Annotated in this window: 17 protein-coding genes; 6 read left to right on the forward strand and 11 right to left on the reverse strand. The window is 59.2% G+C overall.

Going from position 1 to position 19,695, the window contains the following annotated elements; genetic code table 11:
• Positions 1-337 precede the first annotated feature (337 nt).
• Positions 338-1,849: an anion permease gene (locus CWM52_RS16340; protein WP_100685054.1), complete on the forward strand. Its 1,512-nt coding sequence runs from the start codon at positions 338-340 to the stop codon at positions 1,847-1,849.
• A 55-nt stretch (positions 1,850-1,904) separates the two neighbouring features.
• Positions 1,905-3,554 (forward strand): class I fumarate hydratase FumA, encoded by a 1,650-nt coding sequence (fumA, locus tag CWM52_RS16345; protein WP_100685055.1) that lies wholly within the window; start codon positions 1,905-1,907, stop codon positions 3,552-3,554.
• Between the two features lie 452 nt (positions 3,555-4,006).
• Here the strand turns inward: fumA and CWM52_RS16350 are convergent, their stop codons facing one another.
• The 9 genes from CWM52_RS16350 to CWM52_RS16395 form a co-directional block, all read right to left on the reverse strand.
• The gene (locus CWM52_RS16350) at positions 4,007-5,542 is read right to left on the reverse strand and encodes a DHA2 family efflux MFS transporter permease subunit (RefSeq protein WP_100685056.1); all 1,536 of its coding nucleotides are present in this window, start codon (positions 5,540-5,542) and stop codon (positions 4,007-4,009) included.
• Positions 5,543-5,552: 10 nt separating this feature from the next.
• Positions 5,553-6,731, reverse strand: a complete 1,179-nt coding sequence (locus CWM52_RS16355; RefSeq protein WP_100685057.1) for an efflux RND transporter periplasmic adaptor subunit — start codon at positions 6,729-6,731, stop codon at positions 5,553-5,555.
• A gap of 24 nt (positions 6,732-6,755) precedes the next feature.
• The gene (locus CWM52_RS16360) at positions 6,756-7,211 is read right to left on the reverse strand and encodes a MarR family transcriptional regulator (RefSeq protein WP_100685058.1); all 456 of its coding nucleotides are present in this window, start codon (positions 7,209-7,211) and stop codon (positions 6,756-6,758) included.
• A 247-nt stretch (positions 7,212-7,458) separates the two neighbouring features.
• Entirely contained in the window at positions 7,459-7,848 is a 390-nt protein-coding gene (gene pcaC, locus CWM52_RS16370) for a 4-carboxymuconolactone decarboxylase (protein WP_100685060.1), read from the reverse strand.
• Positions 7,838-8,605 (reverse strand): 3-oxoadipate enol-lactonase, encoded by a 768-nt coding sequence (gene pcaD, locus CWM52_RS16375; protein ID WP_100685061.1) that lies wholly within the window; start codon positions 8,603-8,605, stop codon positions 7,838-7,840. Before pcaD ends, pcaC begins: the two co-directional genes overlap by 11 nt.
• Entirely contained in the window at positions 8,595-9,947 is a 1,353-nt protein-coding gene (locus CWM52_RS16380; RefSeq protein ID WP_100685062.1) for a 3-carboxy-cis,cis-muconate cycloisomerase, read from the reverse strand. The genes pcaD and CWM52_RS16380 overlap by 11 nt, the downstream gene beginning before the upstream one ends.
• Before the next feature lie 9 nt (positions 9,948-9,956).
• Complete coding sequence (gene pcaF / locus CWM52_RS16385) at positions 9,957-11,159, reverse strand: 3-oxoadipyl-CoA thiolase (protein ID WP_100685063.1); 1,203 nt, start codon at positions 11,157-11,159, stop codon at positions 9,957-9,959.
• Between the two features lie 10 nt (positions 11,160-11,169).
• The gene (locus tag CWM52_RS16390; RefSeq protein ID WP_100685064.1) at positions 11,170-11,826 is read right to left on the reverse strand and encodes a 3-oxoacid CoA-transferase subunit B; all 657 of its coding nucleotides are present in this window, start codon (positions 11,824-11,826) and stop codon (positions 11,170-11,172) included.
• Between the two features lie 10 nt (positions 11,827-11,836).
• Entirely contained in the window at positions 11,837-12,523 is a 687-nt protein-coding gene (locus tag CWM52_RS16395) for a 3-oxoacid CoA-transferase subunit A (protein WP_100685065.1), read from the reverse strand.
• 167 nt (positions 12,524-12,690) lie between these two features.
• On the opposite strand from CWM52_RS16395, the gene CWM52_RS16400 reads away from it, so the two are divergent.
• Positions 12,691-13,497, forward strand: coding sequence for an IclR family transcriptional regulator domain-containing protein (locus CWM52_RS16400; protein WP_100685066.1), 807 nt, complete (start codon positions 12,691-12,693; stop codon positions 13,495-13,497).
• On the opposite strand, the gene smrA is transcribed toward CWM52_RS16400, so the two are convergent.
• Positions 13,494-14,057, reverse strand: coding sequence for a DNA endonuclease SmrA (gene smrA / locus CWM52_RS16405; protein WP_100685067.1), 564 nt, complete (start codon positions 14,055-14,057; stop codon positions 13,494-13,496). The genes CWM52_RS16400 and smrA overlap by 4 nt on opposite strands.
• 98 nt (positions 14,058-14,155) lie before the next feature.
• On the reverse strand, positions 14,156-15,067 hold the full coding sequence (locus CWM52_RS16410; protein ID WP_100685068.1) for a LysR family transcriptional regulator: 912 nt from the start codon (positions 15,065-15,067) through the stop codon (positions 14,156-14,158).
• Between the two features lie 164 nt (positions 15,068-15,231).
• On the opposite strand from CWM52_RS16410, the gene CWM52_RS16415 reads away from it, so the two are divergent.
• Genes CWM52_RS16415 through abgT form a run of 3 tightly spaced genes read left to right on the forward strand, consistent with a single transcriptional unit; the run spans position 15,232 to position 19,570 of the window.
• Positions 15,232-16,542, forward strand: coding sequence for a M20 family metallo-hydrolase (locus CWM52_RS16415; RefSeq protein WP_100685069.1), 1,311 nt, complete (start codon positions 15,232-15,234; stop codon positions 16,540-16,542).
• Complete coding sequence (locus tag CWM52_RS16420) at positions 16,542-17,987, forward strand: M20 family metallopeptidase (protein ID WP_100685070.1); 1,446 nt, start codon at positions 16,542-16,544, stop codon at positions 17,985-17,987. The genes CWM52_RS16415 and CWM52_RS16420 overlap by 1 nt, the downstream gene beginning before the upstream one ends.
• A gap of 56 nt (positions 17,988-18,043) precedes the next feature.
• Entirely contained in the window at positions 18,044-19,570 is a 1,527-nt protein-coding gene (gene abgT / locus CWM52_RS16425) for a p-aminobenzoyl-glutamate transporter (protein WP_100685071.1), read from the forward strand.
• Positions 19,571-19,695 lie beyond the last annotated feature (125 nt).

The following is a 19,695-nucleotide window of genomic DNA, read 5'->3' on the forward strand; positions in this document are numbered from 1 at the left end:
AATAAATATGCCGTTAAAAAACACAAATAGCTCGATTAAAAATTAACATTTAGTGATATTTTAAACAAATAAACACCTCACCCGGCAGGGTTATTTGCAAAATAAAAAACGTCTCTGCACATGGAGTTTATTGATCTTGATCAATTGCAATAAAGCGACAAAGCGCAATATATAAATAACCAACAAATTAAACTTAACGCCCATAAAAACGCGTTAAATAACCGTCACAAAAACCAGTAAAATCGAAGATTAATAAGTAAAGAAAGTTTTGAAATTAAAAAAATCAACGGTTATGGCGTGACGAAACCGTATTTTCAACTACTCGCAGATACTCATTATGAAAGAGAAACAGACAACCATACCGCCTGCCGGTACCGCCAGTCCCAAGGCGGCAAACAGGAACCGCCTGCTGATGATGGCGCTGCCCATTATTGTTGCAGTTCTTTTGCTCTTCGTGCCGGTGCCTGACGGGTTACCGCCTTATGCCTGGCACTACTTTGCTATCTTCGTTGGCGTCATTGTCGGGCTGATTTTTGAACCTCTGCCGGGCGCCGTGATCGGCATTACCGGGGTGGTGGTCATCGCTCTGTGCAGCCAGTGGCTGCTGTTCAATCCGGCGCAGTTGGCCGACCCCAAATTCAAACTGGCCGGCGCCTCGTTTAAATGGGCGGTCAGCGGCTTTGGTAACTCCACCGTCTGGTTGATTTTCGGCGCCTTCATGTTCGCCGCAGGCTACGATAAAACCCAGTTTGGGCGCCGTCTGGCGCTGATCCTGGTGAAATATCTCGGCCGCCGCAGCCTGACGCTGGGTTATGCCATTACCTTTGCTGACCTGCTGCTGGCACCGTTTACCCCGTCCAACACCGCGCGTAGCGGCGGGACAATCTACCCGATTATCGCCAACCTGCCGCCGCTGTACGGTTCTAAACCGAACGATCCTAGCGCGCGTCGCATCGGCTCCTACCTGATGTGGGTGGCCATTACCGCCGCCTGTATCACCAGTTCGATGTTCCTCTCGGCGCTGGCGCCAAACCTGCTGGCCCTTGCGCTGGTCAAAAGCATCGTCGGCATCAATATCTCGTGGGGCACCTGGTTTATCGCCTTCCTGCCGCTGGGTATTCTGCTGATTCTGGCGATGCCGCTGCTGGCTTACTGGTTCTATCCGCCGGAAGTGAAAGTCAACAACGAGGTGCCGCTGTGGGCCGCTCGCGAGCTGGAAAAACTGGGCAAACTGTCACGCAATGAGATCCTTCTGCTGGTGTTCGTCTGCTTCGCTCTGGCCATGTGGATTTTCGCCGCCGAATGGATTGAACCGGCGCTGGCCGCCCTGCTGGTGATTGTGCTGATGCTGTGGACCGGCGTACTGTCGTGGAGCGATATCACCAACAATAAAGCGGCATGGAACACCTTTGTCTGGTTCGCCACCCTGGTGGCGCTGGCCGACGGCCTCTCCTCGACCGGCTTTATTGCCTGGCTGGGCAAAGAAGGCGGCGCGCTGATGAGCGGCATCTCCCCGGGCGTCGCCACTATCGTGCTGCTGCTGGCGTTCTACCTGCTGCACTACCTGTTTGCCAGCACCACCGCGCACACCACCGCGCTGCTGCCAGCGATGCTGACTATCGCCTCCACCATTCCGGGGATGAATATGCAGGTCTTCGTCCTGCTGATGGTCACCTCGCTCGGCGTGATGGGCATCATCACCCCGTACGGTACCGGTCCAAGCCCGATTTACTACGGCAGCGGTTACCTGCCGACCAAAGACTACTGGCGCCTCGGCACCATCTTCGGCGCCATCTTCCTGGCCGCCCTGCTGCTGATTGGCTATCCGTGGATGTCCATGATGTTCTGATTCATAACCGTCGGAGGCTCTCCTCCGGCGGTTTTACTCTTAGGGAGCTTAAGCTATGTCGACTAAACCGTTTGTTTATCAGGAAGCCTTTCCGCTGGCGAAAGATGAGACTGAATACTATCTGCTGAGCAAAGAACATGTTTCCGTGGCCGAATTTGAAGGCCAGGAGATCCTGAAGGTTGAACCTGAAGGACTGACCCTGCTGGCCCAACAGGCGTTCCACGATGCGGCCTTTATGCTGCGCGTTTCCCATCAGAAACAGGTCGCCGCAATCCTGCTCGACCCGCAGGCCAGCGAAAACGACAAATACGTCGCTCTGCAGTTCCTGCGCAATTCGGAAATCGCCGCGAAAGGCGTGCTGCCGACCTGCCAGGATACCGGTACCGCGATCATCATGGGTAAAAAAGGTCAGCGCGTGTGGACCGGCGGCGGCGATGAAGCGGCGCTGGCTCGCGGCGTTTACAACACCTATACCGAAGATAACCTGCGCTACTCGCAGAACGCGGCCCTGGATATGTACAAAGAGGTCAACACCGGGACCAACCTGCCGGCGCAGATCGATCTCTACAGCGTTGACGGCGACGAGTATAAATTCCTGTGCATGGCGAAAGGCGGCGGTTCGGCCAACAAAACTTATCTGTATCAGGAAACCAAAGCGCTGATTACCCCGGCGAAGCTGAAAAATTACCTGGTTGAGAAGATGCGCACCCTCGGCACCGCGGCCTGTCCGCCGTACCATATCGCCTTCGTGATCGGCGGCACCTCAGCGGAAGCGACGCTGAAAACCGTCAAGCTGGCCTCCACGCGCTACTACGATGGTCTGCCCACCGCAGGTAACGAGCACGGCCAGGCGTTCCGCGATATTCAGCTGGAGCAGGAGCTGCTGCTGGCAGCGCAAGAGCTCGGCCTCGGCGCGCAGTTCGGCGGCAAATACTTTGCCCACGACATCCGCGTGATTCGCCTGCCGCGCCACGGGGCCTCCTGCCCGGTCGGCATGGGCGTCTCCTGCTCCGCTGACCGCAATATCAAAGCCAAAATCAACCGCCACGGTATCTGGATTGAAAAGCTGGAGAGCAACCCGGGCCAGTACATCCCGGAAGCGCTGCGCGAGCAAGGTGAAGGCAAAGTGGTCAGCATTAACCTCAATCAGCCGATGAGCGAGATTCTGGCGCAGCTATCCGTCCACCCGGTCTCCACCCGTCTGACGCTGAACGGCACCATCATCGTGGCGCGCGATATCGCCCACGCGAAGCTGAAAGAGCTGCTGGATAACGGCGAAACGCTGCCGCAGTACGTGAAAGATCACCCGATCTACTACGCCGGTCCGGCGAAAACGCCGGAAGGTTACGCCTCAGGCTCACTCGGCCCGACAACCGCCGGCCGCATGGACTCCTATGTCGATCTGCTGCAGTCCCACGGCGCCAGCATGGTGATGCTGGCGAAAGGCAACCGCAGCCAGCAGGTGACCGACGCCTGTCATAAACACGGCGGATTCTATCTCGGCAGCATCGGCGGCCCGGCGGCGGTGCTGGCCCAGCAGAGTATTAAGAGCCTGGAGTGCGTGGCATATCCGGAACTGGGGATGGAAGCTATCTGGAAAATCGAAGTGGAAAATTTCCCGGCGTTCATTCTGGTGGATGACAAAGGTAACGACTTCTTCCAGCAGATTCAGAACAAGCAGTGTAACGGCTGTGCCCAGCGGTAGTGTTGCCGGCTAAAACCGGGCGCAGCATCATGCCTGTCAGTTCAGCGACTGACAGGCATTTTTGTCTTATCCGTCGCTACGCTCCCACCTGACGCAACAGCAGCGATCGACGTTCCGTGGAGGAAAGACTTGCAGCGGGGCCCTGGCTCCCCGCTGAAATCGGCGAACCGAAGGCCGAAAGACAAGGGCTGGCCGCCAGGGATGGCGGCAAGAGGCGAATCGAGACAGGAGCGAGCCCCTGAAAGGGGGCGAGTAGGTCGAGTTGAGCCGACCGCAGGCTGCAGGCCGGGAGGTGAGCGCAGTGCGCAGCACCGATTTCCTTGCGGGACCGCGGGGATTGTTAAGGGGAAGACGGTTATCTTCCCCTTAACCCGGTCACCTGGCGCCGAGACCGCATGTTCTGCCTCACGTCCGGTGAGCGGAACACCAGCGAATTGACAGGCCCGTTTTGGCTAGTGACCGGCCGAGGGGGCGCCCGGCACTCCGGCTCGACTGAACGGCGGACGGGCAAACCAGATAACCACGATCAGCGCCATAAAGCCCCAGCCCAGCACCCAGAAATAATCGATGGTCGACATCATATAAGCCTGCTGCTCGATACTCTTATCAATCAGCGCCATATGCTGCTGCGTCGCGCCGCCCATCCTGGCGATATAGTCCATCGCCGCGGGATTGTAGGCGGAGACGCTTTCCGTCAGGTTGGCATGGTGGAAAACTTCCCGCCGCGACCAGACCCAGGTAGTGAGCGACGACGCAAACGAGCCGCCTAGCACGCGGAAAAAGGTCGCCAGCCCGGAACCTTCCGCCACTTCCGCGCCGTTCAGGTTTGACAGCACAATCGTGGTGATGGGCATAAAGAAAAACGCCACGCCGATCCCCATAAACAGCTGCACTTCGGCGATGGTGCGAAAATCGACGTTGGTGTTGAACTGCGCGCGGATAAGGCAGGAGGCCCCCATCGTCAAAAATGAGAGCGAAGCCAGAATCCGCAAATCGAAATTATTGGCGTAGCGGCCAATAACCGGCGTCATTATCAGCGGCAGGATCCCCATCGGCGCGGCGGCCAGCCCGGCCCAAATTGCCGTGTAGCCCATCTGCGTTTGCAGCCACTGCGGCAGAATAATATTGATAGCGAAAAAAGCCGCGTAGCCCAGGGTCAGCGAGAGCGTCCCAATCGCAAAATTGCGATCTTTGAACAAGCGCAGGTTAACAATCGGGTGCCGCTCGCCCAGCTCCCAGATAACGAAAGACACCAGCGAGATAGCAGAAATCGTCGACATCACAATAAGCTGCGAGGAGGCAAACCAGTCAAGATCGTTGCCTTTATCCAGCACCACCTGCAGCAACCCGACCCCGAGCACCAGCAGCGCAATCCCGATGTAATCAATGGGGGCGTGGGTGGTGGTCTCTTGCCGTTCGCGCATCTGCGTCCAGACCACGAGAGTGGCGAAGATGCCGATCGGCACGTTGATGTAGAAGATCCATGGCCAGGAGTAGTTGTCCGTTATCCAGCCGCCGGTAATCGGCCCGACAATCGGCGCCACCACGGTCACCATCGACAGGAGCGCCAGCGCCATACTGCGTTTGCTGGCGGGAAAGATAACCAGCAGCAGCGTCTGGCACATCGGGAACATCGGCCCGGCGAAAAAGCCCTGCAGCGCGCGGAAGATAATCAGCTCGCTCATACTGTGGGCGAAACCGCACAGGAATGAGGTCAGCGTAAACATCATCACCGAGCCGATAAACAGCTTTAACTGCCCGAAACGGCGCGTAAACCACCCGGTCAGCGGCAGCGCGATGGCGTTACACACCGCAAAGGAGGTGATTACCCACGTTCCCTGATCGGCGCTGACCCCGAGGTTGCCGGCAATCGTCGGCAACGCCACGTTGGCGATAGTGGTATCCAGCACCTGCATAAACGTAGCCAGAGACAGCGCGAGCACCGCCAGCCACATATTGGGCGGTGTAAAGGCAGCCTTATCGTGCATAGCGTCTCTCTTAACGGGCGCCGGCGGCTACCGTTTTGCTGTTGTCATGAAGGATTTTAGCCACCAGTTTGTCCGCCTCTGCCAGCGGGTTTTGATACACATCGGTGGTGAAACGCGGGCTGCTCACGGTTTGCTGCGGCAGCAGGTGCCCGTCGGCGTGGCGAATATCGACGCTGACGTTCATCGACAGGCCAACGCGCAGCGGGTTCTTCTGCATATCATGCGGATCGAGCACGATACGCACCGGCAGACGCTGGACAATTTTGATCCAGTTGCCGCTGGCGTTCTGTGCCGGCAGCAGCGAGAAGGCGCTACCGGTGCCAATACCCAGGCTTTCAATGGTGCCGTGATACTCGACATTATCGCCGTACAGATCCGCGCTGAGCGTCACTTTTTGTCCGAGGCGCATCGCCCTCATCTGGCTCTCTTTGAAGTTGGCATCCACCCAGACTTCGTTCAGCGGCACGATAGCCATCAGCGTCGTGCCGGAATCAACGCGCATGCCAAGCTGCACCGCCCGCTTCGCCACATAGCCGCTGACCGGGGCCACGATAGTGCTGCGGGAGTTGTCGAGATAGCGCTGACGCAGCGTGGCGACGGCGCTTTTAATTTCCGGGTGGCTGTCGATAACGGTGTCATCCACCATGGCGATATTGGTGCGCAACGCCTCCTGCGCGGCCAGAAGATCGCTTTGCGCGCTGGTCACCGCATCGCGATAGTGCGCGAGGTCTTCCGCGGCGATCGCCCCGCTCTGGAAGATTTTCTGCCGCCGCGCATAGTCGTTTTGCGCCGTTTGCAAGGCCACTTTTTTCGCCGCGACCTGCGCGCGGTAGTTATCCGCGGTGCTGTACAGCCCGCGAACCTGGCGAACGGTATTCGCCAGACTGGCTTCCGCCTGCTGCAGCGCAATTTCGGTATCGCTGGGGTCGAGCAGCACCAGCGGCTGCCCCTTCTGCACAAAGTCGCCCTCATCCACCGTCACCTGCGTGACCGTACCGCCAATCTGCGGGGTGAGCGTCACCTGGTTGCCATTGACATAGGCATCATCGGTCGTTTCATAGTAGCGGGCGTACAGCAAATACCACGCCACCCCGCCACCGGCGGCAAGAAGCAGGATAATCAATAAGATAATAAAGTTTCGTTTGCGCTTGCTGCCGCGCTCTGCCTGTTGTACCGCAGTGGTTTCCATCTTGTCAGGACCTTTTTGAATGCGTTAGCGATGAGGGGCGACGATCTCGTCCGGCAGCATTTTTGTCATCAGATAAACCAGCTGTCGGGATTCATCGGGAGTGAGTCTGGCGGTGAGTTCGCTGATGATCGACACCAGCGCTTCATTGACAAAGCGTTCGCAAATCAGCAGCCCTTTGTCGGTCAAGGCCAGAATCACCTGGCGTTTATCCTGTGGATTCGGCGCGCGGCTGATCAGCTCGCGCTTGACCATGCGATCCACCATCCGACTCATGGCGCCGGCGTCCATGACCAGGTTTTTACTGATCTCGACCGGGCGGTTAAAGCCTTTATAGATACTGATCAGCACCTTGAACTGCGCGGCGGTAATGTCCATCCCGGAGAAATGCTGGCTAATCAGCTGGTCCTTGAACTGGTTAGCCAGATGGATCAACAAACCTAAGTGAAATTTATTGTTAATAATACCCGGAGGGTTATTCATGATATTTGCCTGGTCAGTAATTACAATTGAAACTACTGACCAGGCAAATATTTGTCAACGCAGTGTCAAGAAGATCGCACATTTTGTCAGCGCCAGGTCCCCGACTCAGCGCAGCGTGACGCCGCAGGATCGGGCAGTCGAAGGGAACCGTGACGGTGGCGAAACGGAGCGGTACGCGGCGACACACGCGCAGATAACAGAGGGATAAGACGATGCCGGCCGGCAAAAACCGACCAGCAGAACCGCGTCAGGACGGTTTCCCGTCCAGCTCATCAAACACCTGCTGCGCGAGGTGCATGGTGGCATTGGCAGCAGGCAGCCCGCAGTACAGTGCGGAGTGCATAATCAACTCTTTCAGCTCATCGCGGGTCACGCCATTATTGAACGCCGCGCGCAGATGCATTTTCAGCTCCGCTTCGCGATTGAGCGCAATCAGCATGGCGATGGTTATCATGCTGCGGGTATGGTGATCGAGCCCCGGTCGGGTCCAGGTTTCTCCCCACGCATAGCGGGTGATGAAATCCTGAAACTCGTCATTGAGCGGCGTCAGATTGCGCAGCGTGCGGTCGACGTGGGTATCGCCGAGGACTTTGCGTCGAACGCTCATACCCTGCTGGTAACGCGTTTTATCGTCCACTCGCGTTCTCCTGCAAAAATCCCGACAGCGCCGCGCTAAAAGCCCCCGGCGACTCAATGCTGGACAGATGTGACGCCGAAAGCACCACCACCTGCGAGGAAGGGATCTGCTGATGCAGGAAGTGAGCATCGGCCACGGTAGTGACAGGGTCACTTTCACCGGCGATAATCAACGTCGGCACGCTAATCTGTCCGACTTCGCTGCGCAAATCGGCTGCCGCCAGCGCTTCACAGCACTCGGCATACCCTTCGGCATTGCTATGGGTCAGCTGATGGCACAGCGTCTCGACCACCTCCGGCGCCTTCTGGCGAAAGGCGCGCGTGAACCAGCGGTCCGCCGCACCGGCAGCCACCACGTCCATGCCTTCCTGACGCACGGCCCGCGCGCGGGAAAGCCAGCTGGCCTGATCGCCAATGCGCGCCGCCGTGTTGGCCACCGCGATACCGTAAAAACGATCCGCAGCAAAGCGTCCCAGCCACAGCCCGGTCAGACCGCCCATCGAGATGCCGCAAAACCAGGCTTTGGCGATATTGAGATGATCGAGCAGCGCAATCACATCTTCGCCAAGCTGCGCCAGCGTCACCTTGCCCGACTTTTGGGTTTGACCATGACCGTGGGTATCATAGCGCAACACGCGAAAGTGCGGGGTTAAGGCCGCCATCTGCGGCTGCCACATGGCGCGGGTGGTCCCGAGCGAGTTAGAAAGCACAATGACCGGCGCGCCTTCCGGCCCGTCCAGCTGATAATCAAGGTTCATCACGTTGCTCCTTGTAACGCGCCACGACCTGGCGCACAAAACGTTCGGCGCTGCCGGTGGCCGTGGCCGGGTCCAGCAACTGCGTTAAACGGGGGGTCGCAAGGTGCTGGCTGACCAGCGGGTCGTTTTCCAGCAACTCCTGCAGCGGGCGGGATTCGTCGATCGCCTGACGGCACAGCGCCTCAATACGGTGATGGGCATCGGCTTTGCCAATAAACGCCGCCAGCGCCAGCGTCACCGCCTCGGCCATAATCAGTCCGTGGGTCATATCCAGATCGGCGCGCATTTTTTGCGGGAAGACCTGCATATCGCGAACCAGCGCATCGCTTTGCGCCAGCGCGCCGCCCACCAGCATAATCAGCTCCGGCAGCGTTTCCCACTCGGCCTGCCAGCCGCCCAGAGCGCGCTCATGCTGCTGAATCTGGCTGGCGTAAAGCGTCGCCACCAGCCCCGGCGTACGCTGGGCCGCGGTGAGAATCGCGCTACAGGCGATCGGGTTGCGTTTGTGCGGCATGGTCGACGATCCGCCGCGCCCTTGCGCAACCGGTTCGCTGACCTCCGCCACTTCGGTTTGCATCAGCAGGGAAAAATCATTGGCAAATTTGCCCAGCGTGCCGCACAGGCCAGCAAACCAGGCCCCGACCTCCAGCAGCCGGTCACGCTGGCTGTGCCACGGCGTATCCGGCAGAGTCAGCCCGAGCAGGCTGGCCAGCGCCGCGGCGACCGGCGAGGCGTCGGCTTTTAGCGAATCCAGGGTACCCGCCGCGCCGCCAAACTGCAGCACCAGCACCCGCGGACGCATCTCCCGCAAACGCTGCTGCCAGCGCAGCAGCGCATCAAGCGTGCCCGCCAGCTTCAGGCCAAAGGTCACCGGCAGCGCGTGCTGCATCCAGGTGCGACCGGGCATTACCGTATTCTGATAACGTTCCGCCTGCATGGCGAAGCCGTCGATCAACTGTTGCAGCAGCCGCTCCGTTTCGTCCAGCGCGCCGCGCAATTGCAGGACCAGCCCGCTGTCGATGGCGTCCTGGCTGGTCGCCCCCCAGTGAACATAGCGTGCCGCCCCGGCATCCTGCGTCTTCACCCGGGCGGTGAGCTGTTTCACCAGCGGAATCGCCAGGTTGCCTGCGTTGGCGGCGGCCAGCCCAAGGGCCGGAAAATCGATCGCCGAATGCTGGCAGGCGCTGACGATGGGAGCGACGGCCTCCTGCGGCACGATGCCACAGGAGGACTGTGCGCGGGCCAGCGCCGCTTCAAAATCCAGCATCCCCTGCACCCGCTGCGCATCGCTAAACCAGGCGGTCAGCGGACTGCTGCGCAGCATAGGGGTCAACAAACTCATGTTGGCTCCTTAAACACGTTCAATAATCAGCGCAATACCCTGGCCGACGCCAATACACATGGTACACAGCGCATAGCGACCACCGGTGCGGCGCAGCTGATACGCGGCGGTCATCGCCAGACGCCCGCCCGACGCCCCCAGAGGATGGCCCAGCGCAATGGCGCCGCCGTTGGGGTTGACGTGGGGCGCATCGTCGGCCAGCCCTAAATCGCGGGTCACCGCCAGCGCCTGCGCGGCAAACGCTTCATTTAATTCAATGACATCCATTTGCTCCAGCGTCAGTCCGGTCTGCGCCAACACTTTACGGACCGCCGGAGCCGGACCGAAGCCCATGATGCGCGGCGCCACGCCCGCCGTCGCCACGCCGACAACCCGGGCCAGCGGTTGCAGATCGTTGGCCACCAGCGCCGATTCGCCGGCCAGCAGCAAGGCACAGGCGCCGTCGTTAACCCCCGAGGCGTTCCCCGCGGTCACCGAACCGTCCGGACGCACCACCCCTTTGAGTTTCGCCAGCGCTTCCGCAGTCGTGCTGCGCGGGTGTTCATCGCGGGTAAACAGCAGCGGGTCGCCTTTACGCTGCGCGACAGAGACCGTTATCAGCTCATCCGCAAACCGTCCGGCCTCCTGCGCCGCGGCAGTACGCAGCTGGCTGCGCAGCGCAAAAGCGTCCTGATCGGCACGCGAAATGGCAAAATCAACGGCGACATTCTCGGCGGTCTCCGGCATTGAATCCACGCCGTACAATGCTTTCATCCGGGCGTTGATAAAGCGCCAGCCGATCGTCGTATCCTCAATCTGCATGTTACGGCTGAAGGCATTCTCCGCCTTGCCCATCACAAACGGCGCGCGCGACATGCTCTCCACGCCGCCGGCGATCATCAGCTGAGTTTCGCCGCTTTTGATGGCCCGCGCGGCAACGCCGATCGCATCAAGGCTGGAGCCGCACAGCCGGTTAATGGTGCTGCCCGGCACCGTTTGCGGGAGTCCGGCCAGCAGCAGCGCCATGCGGGCAACGTTGCGGTTATCTTCCCCGGCCTGGTTTGCGCAGCCGTAAATCACGTCATCAATGCGCGCTGGATCCAGCCCCGGATTCCGCTCCAGCAGCGCTTTCAGCGGCAGAGCGGCCAAATCATCGGCGCGCATTGTTGCCAGCGTACCACCAAAACGGCCGAACGGTGTACGTACCGCATCACATATAAATGCCTGATTCATCATAGGTTCCTTATGCGCTTTCCGCCAGATGTTCGAAGGTCAACGCCACCGGAGTGATGCGCTGCAGTTCCTCAAAAGAGAGGCCGTTGAAAATTTCCCGTACCACCGGGCCGTTCGCGGTGATGTCGATGACCGCCAGGTCGGTGTAGATCCGGCTGACGCAGCCCACGCCGGTATGCGGGTAGCTGCACTGTTCAACCAGCTTACACTCGCCGTCGCGGGTCAGATGGTCCATCATCACAAACACCTGACGTGCGCCGATGGCGAGATCCATCGCCCCGCCCACCGCCGGGATCGCGTCCGGCGCGCCGGTGCTCCAGTTGGCGAGATCGCCACGGGCGGAGACCTGATACGCCCCCAGCACGCAAATATCGAGGTGACCGCCGCGCATCATGGCGAAGGAGTCGCCGTGATGGAAAAAGCAGCCGCCTTTGAGCAGGGTCACGTACTCTTTACCGGCATTAATCAGCTCCGGATCTTCTTCACCCGGCTGCGGCTTGCCGCCCATCCCCAGCAGGCCGTTTTCGCTGTGCAGAAACACTTCTTTGTCGGTCGGCAGATAGTTGGCGATGCGCGTAGGTAAACCAATGCCCAGGTTAACATAGGCCCCTTCCGGGATATCGCGCGCCACTCGCTGGGCCATTTCATCGCGGGTTAGTTTTTGCATAGCTGGCTCCTCAGGCGCGTTGTGCGGTGGTCAGGTGTTCCAGCGAGAACACTCGCTGGACGAAAATCCCCGGGGTTATCACGTTTTCCGGGTCAAGGTCGCCAAGGCTCACCAGGCGGGAGACTTCAACGATGGTGGTTTTTGCGGCGGTGGCCATAATGGGGCCAAAGTTGCGCGCCGCTTTGCGGTACACCAGATTGCCCCAGCGATCCGCCTGATGCGCTTTGATCAGGGCAAAATCGGCCTTGATCGGATATTCGAGGACATAATGGCGACCGTCGATTTCGCGGGTCTCTTTGCCTTCAGCCAGCGGCGTGCCGTAGCCGGTCGGGGTAAATATCGCCCCCAGACCGGCGCCGGCGGCCTGGATTCGCGCCGCAAGGTTCCCCTGCGGGACCAGTTCCAGCTCCACTTTGCCGCGGCGATAAAGATCGTCAAAAATCTGCGAGTCAACCTGGCGCGGGAAAGAACAGACCATCTTTCTCACGCGTCCGGCCTTCAGCAGTGCCGCCAGGCCAACTTCGCCGTTGCCCGCATTGTTGTTGATAATGGTGAGTTCGCGGGCGCCCTGTTCAATCAGGGCATCAATCAGGTACGTTGGCTGACCGGCGGGACCAAAACCGCCGATCATGATGGTCGCCCCGTCGTGAATCCCGGCGATGGCGTCACTTAGCGTCGACACGCTTTTATCAATCATCAGGTCGCTCCTTTACGTGCGGTAATCGCACTTTTATGCGTTGTTCGCACAAAATGTGACCCGCTTAACGATGTTGGTCAAGGGCGATAATCGAAATATGGTGCGATAATCGAACATCGTATATCTTTAGCGAAAGAATGTGATCGATGGCAAATATGGAGAAGAAAATGGAGAAGCATCCAGACGATTTACTGACGGGCGACAGCGATCCGTTTAAAGGCGATCCGAACTTTATGGCCTCGCTGGCTCGCGGGCTGGAAGTGATTCAGGCCTTCACCCCGCAACGCCCGCTCCTGTCTATCTCGCAAATCAGTCAGAAGACCGGCATTCCGCGCGCGGCGGTGCGCCGCTGCCTGTACACCCTGGGCAAACTGGGGTTCGTCTATGCGGAGGATGGCAAAAATTTCCAGCTGCGCCCGCGTATTCTGGCCCTCGGCCACGCGTGGTTAGCCTCCACGCCGCTGGCGCGTTCGGCGCAGCCGGTACTGAAACATCTGAGCGAAATGCTGAACGAGTCCTGCTCGATAGCCACCCTCGATGGCGACGATATTCTCTACATTGCCCGCGCCTCCAGTTCGCGAATTATGACCATCGATCTGGATATCGGCAGCCGCCTGCCGGCCTGGGCGACCTCGATGGGGCGCGTGCTGTTAAGCCATCTGCCGGAAGAGAAGCTCAACGATATGCTGGCGCGGGTCACGATGATTCGCTACACCCCGCAAACGGTGGATTCGGTGAACAAGTTGCGCGCGGAGCTGAAGCGCGTCCAACAGCAGGGTTATGCGCTCAACGATCAAGAGTTGGAAATGGGGCTGCGCTCGCTGGCGGTGCCTTTATTCAACCCGCAGGGCCAGATCCAGGCCGCACTGAACGTCGGCGTGCATGCCGGACAGGTCTCCACTCGCGAGATGCTGGAAAGAGTGCTCCCCGAGCTGCAAAAAGCGGCCCGGGAGCTGACGCTGCTGCTGCGCTAGCGGCTGCGTTTGGCGTGACGTTCCCAGTTTTCCTGTTTCGCCTCGGCGGATTTGCGCAACGCGACGTAACACGCTCCGCTGCCGCCATGCTGTGCCGAGGCCACACAGAACGCCTGGACCTCGGGCAGTTCGACCAGCCAGCGCGCCAGATAGCTACGCACGATATTGGCGTGTGCGTTATCTTCCCGCCCTTTTCCGTGCACGATCAGCAGATTGCGCAGCCCCTCTTTCTGCGCCTGTACCACAAAGGCAAACAGCATTTGCCGGCACTGTTCGACCGGACGGCGCAACAGATTCAGGCTGGCCTGCGGGTCATATTTCCCCAGACGCAGCTTATCCAGCACCCCGTTTTGCAGCCCTTCGCGTTTAAATTCCAGCGGCGTGGTCAGCGGCAGAATATCGAGATAGCCGGTGGTGAGAAAATTATCGAGCTGCAGGACATCGAGACGCTGCGTCGGGCGCGGGTTGCGTTCCGGATGCCAATGAACGTCATTGCCGCGCTTCAGAGGCTGAACGTCCCCCATGGCGCCAAGAAATAGCGATTTGTCGTCAAGATTCATGTGCACTCCTCCGGCTGCTACCGGAGGCTACTATAGCCGCCGCGCCCGGCGTCCTCAATGCGTTTGTCGACAACCGGCGACAATTTGCCCTCCCGGACTCAGGCGGGAAACTGATAGCGGCTTTGTCGGCGAAACTGGGTAATCAGCGAGGCCGTTAGCGGCGTCTGCCGCGAGTCGCGGCGCTGGATCAGATAATAGGTCGCTTTCGGCAACGTTTCGCTCACTTTGATCATCACCAGCTTGTCGGCAATCATCGGGTCGTTGCCCAGCTCAACCGGTAAAATACTCAGGAAATCGCTCTGTACCACCAGGCTGATGCAGGAAGAGAAGGTTTCGCACACGATGCCGACATGCGGGATCTGCGAACGGTGGCTAAACAGATCCTGGAGCTGCTTAAAGTAGCTGCCGCGCGGGGTCGGCATGGTCCAGCTGTAGTGCAGCAGTTGCTCAATCGAGGTCGCCTGGGTCGCGGGATGTCCGACGCGGGCGAAGACCGCAAACGGTTTTTCAAACAGCTTCTCAAAGCTGAATTCATGATCGTAGGGGCCGGGATAATAAGTATTGATGGTGAAGTCGAGCTCCCCCTGCCGCAGTTCGTTGATCATCGACAGCAACTGACCCTCCATGATCCGCACCTTCACCAGCGGGTGCTGCTGATGAAAACGACAAATCACCGAGGGCATCAGCGAGCGCGCCACGCTGGCGCCGAGGCCAATATTGATCTGCCCGGTCAACGCCCCCTGGCGCTGCAGCAGATCCTCCTGCGCCGCCCGCAGCTCCTCAAGAATCAAACTGGCGTGCTGATAAAAACTTTCGCCATTTTCGGTTAACGATACCCCCTGGCTGCGGCGCACGAACAACTGGGCGGACAGTCCCTCTTCCAGCTCTTTAATGGCCTTGGTCAAGGCCGGCTGCGATAACGCCAGCGTCCGGCTGGCGCCGCGAATACTGCCCTGACGCGCCACTTCAACGAAGGCGCGAATTTGGTGAAATTTAATCTGAAAAGACATCGCCGTAGTGATAACCATTGTTTATCAAACAGAAGAAAATGGCATCTACTGTAATGCAAAGTGTTGTGGCAACGTAACAATGCACTGATGAAAAAGCCACCAGCGATAAGCAAAAGCTATCACATCGTGAGCCTTATCACATTTTACATATGACAGGACAGGTTATGCCGCTACTCAATGAATACATCCATCAACTGCTGCCAGAGATGACGCAATGGCGGCGCGATTTACACCATCATGCTGAGTCCGGCTGGGTCGAGTTCCGCACCGCCAGTAAAGTTGCAGAACAGTTGCATCAGTTGGGCTACGACCTGACGCTGGGTCGCGACGTAATCGATGCCGATAGCCGGATGGGGTTACCGGATGAAAGTACCCTGGCCAACGCTTTTCAGCGCGCCCGCGAGCAAGGCGCGCCGGAACCGTGGCTGAGTGAGTTTGAAGGCGGCTTCACCGGTATCGTCGCCACGCTTGATAGCGGGCGTCCCGGCCCCACGCTGGCCTTTCGCGTCGATATGGATGCCCTCGATCTGCATGAACATAGCGACGGCCAGCACCGTCCGTTTCGCGAGGACTTTGCCTCCTGTAACCCAGGGATGATGCACGCCTGCGGGCATGATGGTCATACGGCCATCGGCCTTGGCCTGGCCCATGTTCTGAAACAGTATGCCGATCGACTGCACGGCGTCATCAAGCTGATTTTCCAGCCTGCGGAGGAAGGTACGCGCGGCGCGCGGGCGATGGTCGCCGCTGGGGTGGTGGATGATGTCGATTACTTTACCGCTATCCATATTGGGACCGGCGTACCGGCCGGCACCGTGGTGTGCGGCAGCGATAATTTTATGGCGACCACCAAATTCGACGTGGTATTCACCGGGGTCGCGGCTCACGCCGGAGGTAAACCGGAAGACGGGCGCAATGCGCTGCTCGCCGCGGCACAGGCGGCGATTGGTCTGCACGCCATCGCGCCGCATAGCGCTGGCGCGTCGCGGGTCAACGTCGGGGTCATGCAGGCGGGAACCGGACGGAACGTTGTACCATCCGGCGCGCTACTGAAGGTGGAAACCCGCGGTGAAACGGAAGAGATCAACCGCTATGTGTATGACCGCGCGCAGGAGGTTATCCAAGGCGCGGCCGCGATGTACGGTGCCCGCGTCGAGGTGCGTCTGATGGGCGCAGCGACCTCCAGCGCCCCGTCCCCGGCATGGGTAAACTATCTGCGCGAGCAGGCGGCCGGGGTTCCCGGCGTGGAACAGGCTATCGACCGTATTGCCGCCCCTGCCGGCTCCGAGGATGCCACCCTGATGATGGCCCGGGTGCAACAACATCATGGTCTGGCCTCATATATGGTTTTTGGCACGGAACTCAGCGCCGGCCACCACAACGAACGATTCGATTTTGATGAGAACGTGATGGCCATCGCCGTGGAAACCCTGGCCCTCGCCGCGCTCAATTTCCCCTGGCAGCGAGGTGTGTAATGGAGACACTCTACCGCTATGTTGATGAGGCGATTACCGCCCGCGCCGGGGAGTTGACCGCCATCGCCGATGCCATCTGGGACCATCCGGAAACGCGCTTTGAGGAGTTCTGGTCAGCCCAACGGCTGGCCGTCGCCCTTGAAGCCGAAGGTTTTCAGGTCTGCCGTGAGGCCGGCGGGATCCCGAACGCCTTTGTCGCCAGCTACGGCAGCGGAGAGCCGGTGATTGCCCTGCTGGGTGAATATGATGCGCTGGCCGGGCTCAGTCAGCAGGCGCACTGTGCGCATCCTGCTGCCGCGACGCCAGGAGCGAACGGCCACGGCTGTGGCCACAATCTGCTGGGCACCGCGGCGCTGGCAGCCGCCATCGCCTGTAAGAGCTGGCTGGTGCAGCACGGCGGTTGCGGGACGATTCGTTTCTACGGCTGTCCCGGGGAAGAAGGGGGTTCCGGCAAAACATTTATGGTACGCGAAGGATTGTTTGACGATGTGGACGCCGCGCTAACCTGGCACCCGGAAGCCTACGCCGGGATGTTCAGCACCAGCACGCTGGCCAACATTCAGGCCGCCTGGCGTTTCAGCGGCACCGCCGCCCACGCCGCCAACTCGCCGCATCTGGGCCGCAGCGCGCTGGATGCCGTCACGCTGATGACCACCGGCAGCAACTTCCTCAATGAACACATTATTGAGAAAGCGCGTGTCCACTATGCCATTACCGACAGCGGCGGCATTTCCCCCAACGTGGTCCAGGCTCAGGCGGAAGTGCTCTATTTAATCCGCGCGCCGGAGATGGCGGATGCGCAGCAAATCTATGCCCGCATCGAGAAAATCGCCCAGGGCGCGGCGCTGATGACGGAAACATCGGTCGCCTGTCGTTTCGAGAAAGCCTGCTCCAGTTATTTACCGAACCGCACGCTGGAGGCGGCGATGTATGAGGCCGTTTGCCACTACGGCACACCGTCATGGAGCGAGGAGGATCGCGCGTTTGCCGAAGAAATTCGTGCAACCTTAAGCGCGAACGACCTCAACAACAGCCTGAAAAATATCGCCGCCACCGGCGGTGAAGAGGGAAAACGCTTCGCCCGTCGCCACCGGGAAACGGTGCTGATCGATGAAGTCGCGCCCTGGGCGGTGACGGATAACCTCCTCGCAGGGTCAACCGATGTGGGCGACGTCAGCTGGAAAACGCCGGTCGCCCAATGTTTTAGCCCCTGTTTTGCCGTCGGCACACCGCTGCATACCTGGCAGCTGGTGAGCCAGGGCCGTACCGCTATTGCCCATAAAGGCATGCTGCTGGCCGGAAAAGTGCTCGGGGCCACGGCTTGCCGCCTGCTCACCGACAGCGTGCTGCTACAAGCCAGTCAACAAGAACTGGCGCAACAGCTGGCGGAACGGCCATATCATTGCCCGATCCCGCAAGACGTGACACCGTCACCTTTAAAATAAAAAACCACTCACACAACAAACATCACAACTAACACAACAACGACTGAGGAATGCTCATGAGTATGTCATCCATACCGTCGCCTTCCCCCAACGGGAAGCTGTACAGCTGGGTTGAAAAGATCGGCAATAAGGTTCCGCACCCTTTTTTGCTGTTTATTTATCTGATCGTGGCGCTGGCGGTAGCCACCGCCGCGCTATCTGCCTTTGGCGTGGGGGTTACCAACCCAACCGACGGCTCCACCGTGGTAGTCAAAAATCTGCTCAGCATCGAAGGGCTGCACTGGTTTCTGCCGAACGTCATCAAGAACTTCAGCGGGTTTGCGCCGCTGGGGGCGATTCTGGCGCTGGTGCTCGGCGCCGGGCTTGCCGAACGGGTGGGCCTGCTGCCGGCGCTGATGGTCAAAATGGCCTCGCACGTCAGCGCGCGCTACGCCAGCTATATGGTGCTGTTTATCGCCTTTTTTAGCCATATCTCATCCGACGCCGCCCTGGTGATTATGCCGCCGTTAGGCGCGCTGATGTTTCTCGCCGTCGGTCGCCACCCGGTCGCGGGATTACTGGCGGCAATCGCTGGCGTCGGCTGTGGATTCACCGCTAATTTGCTGATTGTCACCACCGATGTGCTGCTCTCAGGCATCAGCACCGAGGCGGCAAAGACGCTGGATGGCTCGCTGCATGTCAGCGTCATCGATAACTGGTATTTCATGGCCAGTTCGGTGATCATTCTGACCCTGGTTGGCGGGCTCATCACCGATAAGTTGATTGAACCACGGCTGGGAACATGGGAAGGCCGCAGCGAAGACAAACTCCAGGCGCTGACGCCTGAGCAGCGCTTCGGGTTGCGGGTTGCCGGTATCGCGTCATTGGTTTTTATCGCCCTGATAGCCGTCACGGTCGTGCCGCAAAACGGTATTCTGCGCGATCCCGTCACCCACACGGTAATGCCCTCTCCCTTTATTAAAGGCATTGTGCCGCTGATTATTTTTTTCTTTTTTTTCGTCTCTCTGGCCTACGGTATTGCCACCGGGAAAATTCGTCGTCAGGCGGATTTGCCGCCGTTAATGATCGAACCGATGAAAGAGATGGCCGGGTTTATCGTCATGGTGTTCCCGCTGGCCCAGTTTGTTGCCATGTTTAACTGGAGCAATATGGGGAAATTTATGGCCGTGGGGCTGACTGATTTACTGGAACAAGCGGGAATGAACGGCGTGCCGGCCTTTGTTGGCCTGGCGTTGCTGTCGGCATTTCTCTGTATGTTCATCGCCAGCGGCTCGGCAATCTGGTCCATTCTGGCGCCGATCTTTGTGCCGATGTTTATGCTGCTCGGGTTTCATCCGGCCTTTGCGCAGATTCTGTTCCGCATCGCGGATTCGTCGGTCCTGCCGCTGGCGCCGGTATCGCCGTTTGTCCCGCTGTTTCTTGGCTTCCTGCAGCGCTATCGATCGGATGCGAAACTCGGTACCTATTATTCACTCGTTCTGCCTTATCCGCTGATATTCCTCGTCGTGTGGCTACTGATGCTGGTGATATGGTATTGGCTGGGTTTACCCATCGGTCCGGGAATTTACCCGCGCCTGTCGTGAAAAAGCGGGTGGCCACAACCAGGTCACCCTCCGCCGCGCGCGTGACGAGGCACTTCACCGCCTGGGGAGCAACGTAGTCGTTTTTTTAAAATCGGCACAGCGGTGGATTATCTTTCAGGAGTATA

This window comes from Raoultella sp. T31 (genome assembly GCF_002806725.1).
Taxonomy (GTDB): domain Bacteria; phylum Pseudomonadota; class Gammaproteobacteria; order Enterobacterales; family Enterobacteriaceae; genus Klebsiella; species Klebsiella electrica.